The following is a 12,545-nucleotide window of genomic DNA, read 5'->3' as shown; positions in this document are numbered from 1 at the left end:
CGAATCAGAGACCCAGCGCCGCGATACCAGCACGGGCGATCTGGGCGTCTTCTGTCGACTTGACACCCGAAACACCTACCGCACCCACGACCTGCTCGTTGCAGACGATGGGCACGCCGCCTTCCAGCATGCCCTGCAGCGTCGGGGCAGTCATGAAGGAATAGCGACCGTTGTTGATCATGTCTTCGTAGATCTTCGACTCGCGGCGACCCAGGGCCGAAGTGCGGGCCTTTTCCGTCGCGATATAGGCCGAGATCGGCGCCGTGCCGTCCAGGCGCTGCATGGCAAGCATGTGGCCACCATCGTCCACCACCACGATCGAGACGGCCCACTGGTGCGCCTTTGCCTCGGCCTCTGCTGCGGCCATGATCTTCTTCACGTCTTCTGCCGTCAGCACGGTCTTTTGCTGCATACCACTCTCCAATGTTCATACGGTGTGAGGCGGAAGTATAGCGCCGCGCCAATGTCCCGGTCACCGCGCGCGGTGTGGCAGCGAGGGACAAACACAATTGCCCAAAACAACATGACCCGCACATCAGGCGGGTCATGTTGTCGATCCGCCGACGTCGCGAGACGCCGGCAACAGTCATGCGTCAGGCGCCGTCGGTAAATGGATCGGGCTTGCTGGTGCGGGCACCGTCGGTGAACGGATCCGGCTTGCTGATCCGGGCGCCGTCGGTATAGGGATCGGTCTTGCCCACGCGCGCGCCGTCGGTGAACGCATCCACCTTCCCGATCTTGGCACCATCCAGGAACGGATCGAGCTTGCCGGTACCGGCAAATGACGGCAGCGACACGGCGGAAAGCGCCACCAGGGCGGCGGCGGCCGCCAAACTACGCTTGATATTCATGAGATTCCCCTTTTTCTGACGGACAGGCGACGCGAGGGACACGATTTTTTTGTGTGACATCGCGGCGTCACAGATACAGTTTAGGTGGAAACCCTAATAGTGAAATCCCCAAGTCTTTGAGCGATCTGTTCAGAAAATTTGATCACATGAACCACACAAGGAACTTGCCAGGAGCGGCCTGCCACTTGTCTTGAGCGAACCGGACAAAATAAAAGAGCCCCGAATCGGGGCTCTTCCTTTCAAAGATCTTGGAGGGCTGGCTATCAGCGCCAACGGCCATGACCGTGGTACCCACGGGGGCCGTAGTACGGACGCGGGCCATAGTAGCGCGGGCCGTAGTAACGCGGACCCGGACCGTAGTATCGCGGACCGTAATACACCGGAGCCGGAGCGTAGTACACCGGAGCGGGCGCCACCACGACCGGCGGAGCGGGCGGATAGTACACCGGAGCCGGAGGATAGTAAGCCGGCGCGCCGACAACCACGCCAGGCACACCGATCGCAACGCCAACGCTCACATGGGCCATTGCCGCACCCGACGCAAGGCCAGCGACGATACCGAATGCTGCGAGCCACCAACGTTTCATTTCCCGCCTCTCTGTCCCGGATTCCTGATGACTCTATTTTAGTAGTTCGGAAATTTCCAAGTGCAACGGTGCTCACGACATTGTTACGAGCCGTAACAGACGGATCACTTTTGCTGGAGAACCGGCTTTGAGAAGGAGCGCTCGCAACCCGCACTTGCATCCCGGATGCGCAACCACCACAATGTTGGCCTTTCCGCGCGGCCGTGGAGAAATTGGTAGACTCAGCAGACTTAAAATCTGCCGCCCTTACGGGCTTACGGGTTCGAGTCCCGTCGGCCGCACCAGCCCCAGGCCGGCTGCGGCCGCCGCCTCATCCCCGCCCTTCCGCTCAGGCCATCAGGTAGCAGAGCGCCGCGCCGCCGGCCATCAGGAAGACAAAGATCACGCCAGCCAGGGCAAGCGGCTTGCGCCCGGCGCGCAGCAGGTCGCCGATCCGCGTGTGCAGGCCGATAGCCAGCATGGCGCAGGCCAGCATCCAGTTGTCCAGCGCAGTCAGGCCGGCCTTCCATTCCTGCGGGACGACGCCCGCCGAATTCACCGCCATCACGGCGACGAAGCCAACCGCGAACCACGGCACCGACTTCAGCAGGCCGCTCAGGCGCGGACCGCCGCCTTGTGCCTTGGCATCCTTGCTCGGCCACAAGGCCATCACCAGCAGCACCGGGCCGAGTGCCAGCACGCGCACCATCTTGGTCACGACGGCGGCGTCCGCGGTCGTGTCGCCGATCATCTTGCCCGCCGCAATCACCTGTGCGACTTCATGCAGCGTCGCGCCGGTGAAGATGCCGAACATGCGCTCGGTGACATTCCAGTGGTAGGTGCCCGTCACCAGCTCGAACAGGTACGGATAGAGCAGCATACCGACGGTACCGAACAGCACCACCGTGGCCACCGCGACGGCCGTCTGCTTGTCGTCGGTACGCACCACGGACGACACCGCGATTGCCGCGGCGGCGCCGCAGATGGCGCTACCCGAGCTGACCAGGATGGCTTCGCGGCGGCTCAGGCCGAATACTTTCGTACCGATCAAGGTGCCGAACAGCAGCGTGCCGAGCAGCATGGCGAGCGGCACGACGATGCCGGACAGGCCGAGCGCGGCAATCGAGGCAAAGGTCAGTCGCAGTCCATACAGGGCCACGCCCAGGCGCAGCAGGTGCTGACGCGCGATCTGCATGCCGGGCGCCAGCGGTTGCAGCCAGTGCTTGGGCATGGTGTTGGCGGCGATCATGCCGGCAAACATGGCCAGCGTAAGGGCGCTGAGGCCGTAGCGCGAGACGGCGGGATGGTCGGCCAAAACCATGGCGAGCCATGCCACGCCCCCAAGGGGCAGCAAAGGCAGCAGACGCTGATGCCACGGCAGCACGGCGGCTGGCGCAACAGCCTGGGCGGAATTGGTAGCGGACACGGATGACATGGCGGCAGGTGTTTGATTAGGTGTATGGAGCGTACCTTCCCCCTCTCAATCTGCAAAACGGGTAATATCGGTATGAATTACCTGAAATGTCGATATGGACCAGCGCCCCCTTCGCCTGACGTTGCGCCAGCTCCAGGTCTTCGTCTCCGTGGCTCAGCACGGCAGCACGGTGGCGGCCTCGGAAGCCCTCTCAATGTCCCAGTCGGCCGTCAGCGCCTCTCTGGCGGAGCTGGAGCGGGCGCTCGACGGCCCACTGTTCGACCGCGTGGCAAGGCGTCTCAGCATCAACGAGACCGGTCGGCAGTTCTTTCCGCGCGCCTTGTCATTGCTCGACCAGGCGCAGGAGCTTGAGCGGTTCACGACACAGACTGGGGTGCAGCTGCGCATTGCCGCCAGCAATACGATCGGCAGCTATATCCTGCCGGCGCTGATGGCTGGCTTTCGCGCTTCGCAGGGCGGCCCGTGCCAGCTGGATCTGCGCATCGGCAATACGCGCGACGTCTTACGCTCGGTGATGCAGTTCGAGGCCGACATCGGGCTCGTCGAAGGCGCGAGCCATGAACGCGAACTGCGCAGCATGCCGTGGTGCGATGACGAGATGGTCGTAGTGGTTGGCCCATCCCATCCGCTTGCCGCGCCGAATGCGCCCCTTGATGGCCTGCGCGATGCCGAATGGATCGTGCGCGAGCCCGGCTCCGGCACCCGTGAGATCATTGAAGAAAGACTGATGCCCCTGCTGGGCGAGCTGCGCTTCGCGCTCGAGCTGGGCAACGCCGAGGCGATCAAGCGTGCGGTGATGAGTGGCTTCGGCGTGAGTTGCCTGTCGCTGCACGTGGTTCACGACGAACTGGAGCGCGGCACGCTGATAGCGGTCCGGCAGGGTCTGCCCCGCATTGTCCGCCCACTGCAATTGGTGGTGCACCAGGACAAATTTCCGACGCGGGGATTGCTGGCCTTTACCGAGTATCTGCGGTTCAAGGCTCAACAGGTCGGGGCGAAGGCGTAGACGATCAGGCGGCGCACAAACGAAAAACAGCGCCCATCGGGCGCTGCTTTTTTTCAACTGGAGGCGGAGGTCGGAATCGAACCGGCGTACACGGCTTTGCAGGCCGCTGCATAACCACTCTGCCACCCCGCCAGGTGACGTGCTGTTGAATTGTATCCGCATCGACTGATGCTGCCTGCGGCTACCAACCCAAACAAAAAGGGAAGCGCTGCTTCCCTTTGGGGATGGAGCGGGAGAAGAGTCTCGAACTCTCGACCTCAACCTTGGCAAGGTTGCGCTCTACCAACTGAGCTACTCCCGCGTAAAACTTTTACCACTACGAGTCCGACTACAAGCCATCGCTTGTTACCGCACCCGGAATTAACCTGGAGCGGGAGAAGAGTCTCGAACTCTCGACCTCAACCTTGGCAAGGTTGCGCTCTACCAACTGAGCTACTCCCGCATTGCACTGCTTCACGCCCACCATCAAGGCGAACACACAATTGACTGCAAATAACAGCTTCTTGCGTTAAACCAGCTTATCTCGCCGCTTTCGTTTGCGTCGTCAGCAGCGAGAACAAGATTATTGCAAAGGATAGATCTGCTCGTCAACACTTTTTTGCGCGCGGCATCATTTTTGTGTGCGCGCCTCACCAAGAACGCCGGCGCGCTCGCGGATCTGCGGCCAGGCCAGCTTCATGTAATAGAACATCGACCACAGCGTCAGCACCGCGGCCACGTAGATCATCCAGGTGCCCACCACCTGCGCGTCGATGCCGAACAGCCGGTCACTGAAGAGCAGCATCGGGATTGCGATCATCTGCACCGTGGTCTTCAGCTTGCCAAGGAAGTTCACCGCCACGCTCTTGGAGGCGCCGATCTGCGCCATCCACTCGCGCAAGGCGGAGATCGTGATCTCGCGGCCGATGATGACCAGGGCCACCAGGTCCGCCACCCGGCCCAGCGCCAGCAGCGACAGTAGTGCCGCGGTGACCATCAACTTGTCGGCGACGGGATCCAGGAACGCACCGAATGCCGAGGTCTGGTTCCAGCGCCGCGCCAGGAAGCCATCCAGCCAGTCCGTGACCGCGGCGATGATGAAGAAGGACGCCGCGGTGACGTTCTTCGTGTGCATCGGCAGCCATGCTTCCGGCAGGTAGTACACGCCCACCACGAGGGGAATCATGGCAACGCGTAACCAGGTCAGCAGGATCGGGATATTGAAGGGCATGGGGCTTGGAGACCGACGGGGCAATGACGAATTCCGCGATTGTCGCCGATTTCGGCGTCAATGCACGCCCGGCGGGGTAAATCGCGGGGCGCGGAGCATCAATGAAGCTGGCGGTAGATCTCCTCGGCAAGGCTGCGCGAAATGCCGTCGACACTGGCCAGTTCATCAATACTGGCCGCCATCACGCCACGCAGGCCGCCAAAGCGGGTCAGCAGCTTCTGCCGCCGGCGCGCCCCGACGCCCTCGATCTCTTCCAGGCGCGAGGTCGTGCGTGCCTTGGCCCGGCGCGCGCGCATACCGGTGATGGCAAAGCGGTGCGCTTCGTCGCGGATCTGCGCGACCAGCATCAGCGCCGCACTGCCCTGCCCGAGTTCGAGCGATGGCCGGCCATCGGCGAACACCAGGGTTTCAAGACCGACCTTGCGGCCCTCGCCCTTGGCAACGCCCACCAGCAGCCCGATATCGAGCCCCAGCTCCTCGAACACCTGGCGCGCCACCTCGACCTGCCCCTTGCCGCCGTCGATAAGCACCACGTGTGGGAGCGGCGACGAGGCCTCGCCGGCGGCATCCAGGCCACCCTCCTCCTGCATCTGCTCGACCAGCTTCTGATACCGGCGCGTCAGCACCTGGCGCATGGCCGCGTAGTCATCGCCCGGCGTGATGTCCTGGATGTTGTAGCGGCGGTATTCGCCGTTCTGCATGTCGTGATGGTGGAACACGACGCAGGACGCCTGCGTGGCCTCGCCCGCGGTGTGGCTGATGTCGAAGCACTCCACACGCAGCAATGCCAGGTCTTCCAGGTCGATGCCGATCGTCTCCGCGAGCGCACGCGTGCGCGCCTCCTGGCTGCCCTGTTCCGCCAGCCGCCGCGCCAGCGCCAGTGCCGCACCCTGCTGCGCCATCTCCAGCCAGGCCTTGCGCTGGCCCTGCGGCTGGCGCACCAGCGCGATCTTGCGCCCCGCATGAAGCGCCAGAGCGTCCAGCAATGCGGCATCGTCGGGGACGTGGCTGACGACGATGATCGGGGGCGCCGCCTGGTCCAGGTAGTGCTGCGCCATGAACGCCGACAACACGCGCGCCGCAATGCGCTCCACGCCTGGCGGCCCGGCCGGTGCCGGTTCGCCTTCCGCGCTTTCCGCGCCGCCTGCTGCCTCGTCGCTGTCCTCGACAATCATTGCCGCCTCGTCGGCATGCGCGGGGAAATAGGCCTTGTCGCCAAGATGGCGGCCGCCGCGCACCATGGCCAGGTTGACGCACGCGCGTCCGCCTTCCACGACCGCTGCCAGCACGTCGATGTCCCGCGCCTGGCCGACCTCTTCCACCGCCTGCCGCTTGAGCACGGTCGACAGCGCCGCGATCTGGTCGCGCACCGCTGCGGCCTGCTCGAACTCCAGGCGGGTAGAGTGCTCTTCCATCTTCGATTGCAGCCCCTCCAGCACCTCTGTTTCGCGGCCTTGCAGGAAGCGCGCCGCATTGCCGACGTCACGCGCGTAGTCCGCCTCGTTGATGGCTCCCACGCACGGTCCCGTACACCGGTGGATCTGGTGCAGTAGGCAAGGCCGCGTTCGGTTGTTGAAGACGGTGTCTTCACAGGTACGCAGCTGGAACACCTTCTGCAGGATCTGCATGCTCTCGCGCACGGCGTAGGCACTCGGGAACGGACCGAAGTACTGGTGCTTGCGGTCCGTCGCGCCACGGTAGTAGGCCATGCGTGGAAAGCGATGGCCGGTCAGCTTGAGGAAGGGATAGGACTTGTCGTCGCGGAACAGGATGTTGTAACGCGGCGCCAGCGCCTTGATCAGGTTGTTCTCGAGCAGCAGGGCCTCGGCCTCGGTACGCACCACGGTGGTATCGATTCGCGCGATCCTGGCCACCATCATGGCGATACGTGGCGACAGCTGCGTCTTGTTGAAGTAGCTCGATACCCGCTTCTTCAGGTCGCGCGCCTTGCCGACATAAAGCACATTGCCGGCGCTGTCGATATAGCGATACACGCCGGGCAAGCCCGGCAGGCGGGCGATGACGGGCTTGGGGTCGAAGGGTTCTGCCGGTGCCGCTTCGGGCGGCAGGGCCGAAGCGTCAGGAAGCGGGTCGGACATGGGGGACGATGACCAATTCGATGTGGCCGGCTCGCGATTCGCGGCAACGGCTCTAAAATCCGAAGTTTAGAGCAATTCACTGCCCTCCCTCGCTTTGCCCGCCCGCCCTGCCTTGCCTGCCACCTCCGACATGCCAATCCGTTCCTGGGACATCTTCTGCACCGTCATCGACAATTTCGGCGATATCGGCGTCTGCTGGCGGCTGGCGCGCCAGCTTGCGCAGGAACACGGCCATGCGGTGCGCCTTTGGGTCGACGACCTGCAGAGCTTTGCGCGGCTTGCGCCCGCGCTGGACACGGCAGCGCGGCAGCAGCGCCTGTCCGGCGTGGAAATCCGCACCTGGCGCCCCGGAGGCGATGCCGATGACCGCGCCCGCTTTGGCAACCTTACCGTGCACGACGCCGTCATCGAGGCCTTTGCCTGCGACCTGCCGGAGGTTTTCCTTGCCCGCATGGTGGCACGCGAGCACGCCCCGGCATGGATCAACCTTGAATACCTGAGCGCGGAGTCCTGGGTGCGCGAGCACCACGGCATGCCTTCGCCGCATCCGCGACTGCCGTTGACGAAGCACTTCTTCTTCCCCGGTTTCGAGCATGGGACCGGCGGCTTGCTGCGCGAATCGATGCTGGGCGCACAGCGGGACACCTTCCTGGCCGGACCGGCCGCCAAGGCCGCCCTGTGGCACCGGCTGCGCGCGACGCCCGATAGCAGCGCGCTCAAGGTCAGCCTGTTTTCGTACAAGAACCCTGCGCTCCCCGCGTTGCTGGAGCAATGGCGCGATGGCTCGGAGCCGATCCAGTGCCTGATTCCACAAGGCATGGCGGCCGATCAGCTTGCAGCGTGGTCAGGGGAAAGCGCAGCGCCGGGCAAGGCGCTGGTACGGGGCAACCTGCAGGTCAACATCGTGCCGTTCGTACGGCAGGAGCACTACGACGAAATGCTATGGGCCTGCGACCTCAATTTTGTGCGCGGCGAAGACTCGTTCGTGCGTGCGCAGTGGGCGGCGCGGCCGCTGGTGTGGCACATCTACCCGCAGGATGAGGACGCGCACCGCGACAAGCTCGACGCCTGGCTCGCGCTGTTCAGCCGCAGCGGCGTGGACGCCGCCGCGGCCACGACCCTGGCGGATTTCTGGCACGCCTGGAATGCGTACGGCAACGCACCCGATTGGACCGCCTTGCGCAGCAAGCTGCCCGTGCTGGCGCAAGCCGCGCGCCAATGGCAGGCGCGCCTGCTCGGCTTGGGTGACCTGGCGGCAAATCTCGTGGCGTTCTGTGAAAATCGGGTAAAATAGCGGGTTGATTTGATGGCGACCGGGCCGGGTAACCAAGGCTCCCAGACCAGACGGCGGCGCTGCCATGCGCACGCCGCGGCGCGGGGACCTGAGCGAACGCTGAGCACGGGGTCAAGCGCGCGTGGGCACGGGCCCACCAGGCGCCAGAAGCGGCAAGGCGACAGGGCTTCCTGCTGGCCGCGCCTGCGCCACACCTCGCCATACCAATTTCCGAGACTTTCTTTTTCAGGAAAACAGTTCAGATGAAAATCGCACAGGAACTCCGCGTCGGTAACGTGTTCATGATGAACGGCGTCCCGATGGTTGTGCAGAAGGCCGAGTACAACAAGTCGGGCCGCAACGCCGCCGTGGTCAAGATGAAGTACAAGAACCTGCTCACCGAAGCCCCGGGCGAGTCGGTGTTCAAGGCCGACGACAAGTTCGAAGTCGTGATGCTCGAGCGCCGCGAATGCACCTACTCGTACTTCGCCGACCCGATGTACGTGTTCATGGACGCCGACTACAACCAGTACGAAGTCGAGGGCGACAGCATGGGCGATGCGCTGAACTACCTCGAAGACGGCATGGCCGTGGAAGTGGTGTTCTACAACGAGAAGGCCATCTCGGTCGACATGCCGACCACGCTCGTGCGTGAAATCGTCTACACCGAGCCGGCTGTCAAGGGCGACACCTCGTCGGGCAAGGTGCTGAAGGGCGCCAAGATCAACACGGGCTTCGAACTGCAAGTGCCGCTGTTCTGCAACATCGGCGACAAGATCGAAATCGACACCCGTACCGGCGAATACCGCAGCCGCGCCAACTAAGCGCACACCTCGCCCCGCCGACCAGGAGGGGCCGGAAACAAAAAAAGGCAGCCTCGCTGCCTTTTCTATTGTCTGCCGCAAACAACGCGGCTACCCCGCTCACGCGATCAGTTCGTGGTCCTTCAGCAAACGCAGCGCGGCGCGATATTCGCCTTCCTGCTGCAGCTTGTTCCAGTCGAGCGGCTTTCGGCGTGCGAACAGCTTGCGGATGCGGCGCTGCGAAGTCTTGTCGATGCCGCTATCGAGTTCGGCCAGCAACTGGTCGGCACGCTCGGGGTGGTTGCAGATCAGCACCATGTCACAGCCCGCAGCCAGCGCAGCGCGCGCGGCCTGCGTGACGTTGCCGGCCACGCTGGCCCCTTCCATGCTCAGGTCGTCGCTGAAGATGACGCCCTCGAAGCCCAGTTGAGCGCGCAGGATGTCCTGCAGCCAGAACGGCGAGAAGCCCGCCGGATTGGGATCGACCTTCGGGTAGATCACGTGTGCCGGCATGACGGACGACAGCGACAAACCCATCCAGTCATACGGGCGCGCGTCCTGCCCGAGGATCTCTTCCAGCGGCCGTTCGTCCATGGGAATCGCGACATGCGAGTCCGCTTCCACGTAACCGTGGCCGGGAAAATGCTTGCCGCAGTTGCTCATGCCGGCCAGCAACAAGCCATGGTTCAGGTGCCCCGCCAGCATGGTGACCACGCGCGGGTCGGCGTGGAAGGCGCGGTCGCCTATCACGGCGCTGCGGCCGTAGTCGAGGTCCAGCACCGGCGTAAAGCTCAGGTCGATATCGCAGGCGCGCAGTTCAGCGGCCAGCACGTAGCCGCAAGCCACCGCGGCCTTGGTAGCGGCCAGCACGTCGCGGTCCCACAGCTCGCCCAGCTTGCCCATGGCAGGCAGGTGCGTGAAGCCGTCGGTCTTGCAGCGCTGCACGCGGCCGCCTTCATGGTCGATGCAGATCAGCACGTCGTCGCGAATGGCGCGAATGGCGCGCGTCAGCGCCAGCAGTTGCGCGCGCGATTCGAAATTGCGCGCGAACAGGATCACGCCGCCGGTCAGCGGATGTGCAATGCGGCGCGCGTCTTCGGCGTCGAGCTGCTTGCCGACAACGTCAAGCACCACCGGTCCCGGCCGTTTGCCGGAGAGCTTCTTGGTCATGGATAAGGTTCGAGGCTAGGCTGGAGTTTCCGGAGTGGCCGCATGGCCGCCCCGCTCGGCGATTGCAAAAGCAACCGCATAGGCGTGTTCATCACTGACACTGACACGTATCGTCAGGCCGCGTTCCCGGATCCATTGGGCGAGCTCGCCATGGCATACCGGTGTCGGCTCGCCCGACGGCAGGTTCATCAGTTCCATCGCGCGCCAGGTCATCGGCCAGCGCATGCCGAGCCCGATCGCCTTGGAGAAGGCTTCCTTGGCGGCGAAGCGCGTTGCCAGGAAAGCCAGGCCGCGCCGCTCGGAGCGCGCCTTGCGCGCGTGGTACTTGACCAGTTCATCCGGCCCCAGCACCTTCTCCGCGAAACGGCCGCGCGTGCGTTCCATCACGCCTTGCACGCGCGCGATCTCGATAATATCGGTGCCGACGCCGTAGATCACGCCGGGCCGCCCGCAACGGGATAGCGGGTACCCAGGCGCGCAGCCACCATGATGGCCTTGATCTCGCGCACGGCGTTCTGCCAGCCGGCGAACACGGCATGCGCGACAATCGCGTGGCCGATGTTCAGCTCCTTAATACCCGGCAACGCGGCAATCGGCTGCACGTTGGTGTAGTGCAGGCCATGGCCCGCATTGACGACCAGGCCATGGCGGATGCCGGCATCGACGCCATCGGCAACGCGGCGCAATTCGATAGCCTGCTCGTCAGGCGTGTGCGCGTCGGCGTAGCGGCCGGTATGGAGTTCGATCACGGGCGCGCCACAGGCAGCGGCCGCGGCAATCTGGTCGGCATCGGCGTCGATGAACAGCGACACGCGGATACCCGCCGAGGCGAGTTGCCTGCATGCCGCGCTAACCTGTTCAAAACGCCCCGCTACATCGAGGCCGCCTTCGGTGGTCACCTCTTCGCGCCGTTCGGGCACGAGGCACACGTCCTGCGGACGGATCTCGCAAGCGATGTCGAGCATCTCCTGCGTGATCGCGCATTCGAGATTCATGCGCGTGGTCAGTAGCGGGCGCAGCGCGCGCACATCGGCGTCGCGGATATGGCGGCGGTCTTCGCGCAGGTGCAGCGTGATCAGGTCCGCGCCGGCCTCCTCGGCCTGCAGCGCGGCCTGGATCGGATCGGGATACACCGTGCCGCGCGCATTGCGCAGCGTGGCAACGTGGTCGATATTGACGCCAAGGTCGATGACGCCCGGATTTGCGTGGAAGATCATGCTTGCGGAATCAGCAGTGGGCCGGTAGCCCGGCGGGTCAAAGGTAGTGCAGGTCGATCAGGATCTGCCGCGTCTTGAGCGGCGCACCCTGCAGATAATAATGCAGAAGGAAGCGCATCAGCGCGCGGCTTTGCAGTGCGGTCTGCGCGCGCCCGTAATCATCCTCCGACATGTCGAGCAAGGTCTGGCCCGACACCACGGGCCACGACGACGGGTCGCTTGGCTGAGCCCTGCGCACGCCGCGCTCGGGCTGGTAGACATAGTCGAGTCCGGGCTGCACGCGCTCGCCGGTGCTCAGGCACTGGTCGAAGGCCACGGCGAAGCCCGTTTCCTGCAGCAGCACGCGCTCGAAGCTGCGCAGCACCAGCCCGGCCGGCTCCCCATAGGCAAGGCGCGTGAGCGTAGCCATGTAGTGGCGGAACAAGGCGGGATGGCCGTCCTCGCGCGGACAGAACCGCATCAGCAGTTCATTGAGGTAGAACGCGGACAGCAGCGCGTCGCCGGCCAGGGGCGGCATGCCGCCAACCCATTCCGCGCGCGTCAGCGTCTTGACCTCGCCACGTCCGCTCCACGACAGCGAGATCGGATGAAAGTGCTGCAGCACCGGGCGCAGCGACGAATGCGGCCGCTTGGCGCCCTTGGCAACCATCGACAGCCGGCCGTGGTCGCGGGTGAATACATCGAGGATCAGGCTGGTTTCGCGATACGGCCAGGCGTGCAGGACAAAGCCAGGCTGCTCCGACACGCGCGCTTCGCTGCGCGCCGGAACGATGCGCATCGCCCGATCCATCATGGCGCGGCCGGCGGCGTCGGACATGCCGGGCAGCGCCCGGTTGTCCAGCAGCTCGGCGGCTTCATCCACGACCGGATCGGCGCGGCGGACCTTGCCCGGCCCGCGCGCGAAGTCAGGCATTT

Annotated in this window: 13 protein-coding genes and 4 tRNA genes; 4 read left to right on the top strand and 13 right to left on the bottom strand. The window is 64.5% G+C overall.

The annotated features are described in order from the left end of the window. Positions 1-4: 4 nt before the first annotated feature. From ACIGJB_RS05025 to ACIGJB_RS05015, 3 genes are all read right to left on the bottom strand, one after another. Entirely contained in the window at positions 5-412 is a 408-nt protein-coding gene (locus tag ACIGJB_RS05025) for a heme-binding protein (RefSeq protein ID WP_483731665.1), read from the bottom strand. A gap of 181 nt (positions 413-593) precedes the next feature. Further along, positions 594-851, bottom strand: coding sequence for a hypothetical protein (locus ACIGJB_RS05020; protein WP_483731664.1), 258 nt, complete (start codon positions 849-851; stop codon positions 594-596). 263 nt (positions 852-1,114) lie between these two features. Continuing rightward, a complete protein-coding gene (locus ACIGJB_RS05015) occupies positions 1,115-1,438 on the bottom strand; it encodes a hypothetical protein (protein WP_483731663.1) in 324 nt (107 codons plus the stop codon). 197 nt (positions 1,439-1,635) lie between these two features. On the opposite strand from ACIGJB_RS05015, the gene ACIGJB_RS05010 reads away from it, so the two are divergent. Then, positions 1,636-1,722, top strand: a tRNA-Leu gene (locus ACIGJB_RS05010). A gap of 44 nt (positions 1,723-1,766) precedes the next feature. Here the strand turns inward: ACIGJB_RS05010 and ACIGJB_RS05005 are convergent. Continuing rightward, positions 1,767-2,852: a YeiH family protein gene (locus ACIGJB_RS05005; RefSeq protein WP_483731662.1), complete on the bottom strand. Its 1,086-nt coding sequence runs from the start codon at positions 2,850-2,852 to the stop codon at positions 1,767-1,769. A 94-nt stretch (positions 2,853-2,946) separates the two neighbouring features. Between ACIGJB_RS05005 and ACIGJB_RS05000 the strand changes: the two genes are divergently transcribed. After that, positions 2,947-3,858 (top strand): LysR family transcriptional regulator, encoded by a 912-nt coding sequence (locus ACIGJB_RS05000; RefSeq protein WP_483731661.1) that lies wholly within the window; start codon positions 2,947-2,949, stop codon positions 3,856-3,858. Between the two features lie 58 nt (positions 3,859-3,916). Here the strand turns inward: ACIGJB_RS05000 and ACIGJB_RS04995 are convergent. The 5 genes from ACIGJB_RS04995 to uvrC all read right to left on the bottom strand — a co-directional run bounded on the left by ACIGJB_RS04995 (position 3,917) and on the right by uvrC (position 7,167). Beyond that, positions 3,917-3,990 (bottom strand) — tRNA-Cys (locus tag ACIGJB_RS04995). A gap of 93 nt (positions 3,991-4,083) precedes the next feature. Further along, positions 4,084-4,159 (bottom strand) — tRNA-Gly (locus tag ACIGJB_RS04990). Between the two features lie 65 nt (positions 4,160-4,224). Beyond that, a tRNA-Gly gene (locus ACIGJB_RS04985) sits at positions 4,225-4,300 on the bottom strand. A 168-nt stretch (positions 4,301-4,468) separates the two neighbouring features. After that, the gene (gene pgsA, locus ACIGJB_RS04980; protein WP_483731660.1) at positions 4,469-5,068 is read right to left on the bottom strand and encodes a CDP-diacylglycerol--glycerol-3-phosphate 3-phosphatidyltransferase; all 600 of its coding nucleotides are present in this window, start codon (positions 5,066-5,068) and stop codon (positions 4,469-4,471) included. A gap of 98 nt (positions 5,069-5,166) precedes the next feature. Then, the gene (gene uvrC / locus ACIGJB_RS04975) at positions 5,167-7,167 is read right to left on the bottom strand and encodes an excinuclease ABC subunit UvrC (protein ID WP_483731659.1); all 2,001 of its coding nucleotides are present in this window, start codon (positions 7,165-7,167) and stop codon (positions 5,167-5,169) included. A 130-nt stretch (positions 7,168-7,297) separates the two neighbouring features. On the opposite strand from uvrC, the gene earP reads away from it, so the two are divergent. Together earP and efp are read left to right on the top strand one after the other, a co-directional pair. Continuing rightward, a complete protein-coding gene (gene earP, locus ACIGJB_RS04970) occupies positions 7,298-8,461 on the top strand; it encodes an elongation factor P maturation arginine rhamnosyltransferase EarP (RefSeq protein WP_483731658.1) in 1,164 nt (387 codons plus the stop codon). Between the two features lie 242 nt (positions 8,462-8,703). After that, entirely contained in the window at positions 8,704-9,264 is a 561-nt protein-coding gene (efp, locus tag ACIGJB_RS04965; RefSeq protein WP_483731657.1) for an elongation factor P, read from the top strand. 99 nt (positions 9,265-9,363) lie between these two features. Here efp and nagZ read toward each other — a convergent pair whose 3' ends face one another. From nagZ to recO, 4 genes are read right to left on the bottom strand one after another with little or no spacing between them, the layout of a single operon-like run. Beyond that, positions 9,364-10,413 (bottom strand): beta-N-acetylhexosaminidase, encoded by a 1,050-nt coding sequence (nagZ, locus tag ACIGJB_RS04960; RefSeq protein WP_483731656.1) that lies wholly within the window; start codon positions 10,411-10,413, stop codon positions 9,364-9,366. A 15-nt stretch (positions 10,414-10,428) separates the two neighbouring features. After that, on the bottom strand, positions 10,429-10,851 hold the full coding sequence (gene acpS / locus ACIGJB_RS04955) for a holo-ACP synthase (RefSeq protein WP_483708634.1): 423 nt from the start codon (positions 10,849-10,851) through the stop codon (positions 10,429-10,431). Beyond that, positions 10,848-11,630: a pyridoxine 5'-phosphate synthase gene (gene pdxJ, locus ACIGJB_RS04950; RefSeq protein WP_483731655.1), complete on the bottom strand. Its 783-nt coding sequence runs from the start codon at positions 11,628-11,630 to the stop codon at positions 10,848-10,850. Before pdxJ ends, acpS begins: the two co-directional genes overlap by 4 nt. A gap of 37 nt (positions 11,631-11,667) precedes the next feature. Then, on the bottom strand, positions 11,668-12,543 hold the full coding sequence (gene recO, locus ACIGJB_RS04945) for a DNA repair protein RecO (RefSeq protein ID WP_483731654.1): 876 nt from the start codon (positions 12,541-12,543) through the stop codon (positions 11,668-11,670). Between the last annotated feature and the right edge of the window lie 2 nt (positions 12,544-12,545).

This window comes from Cupriavidus sp. C2SS-8b, assembly GCF_057073745.1.
The sequence above is the reverse complement of the archived record's forward strand: the minus strand, read 5'-3'. Positions and strand labels throughout refer to the sequence as shown.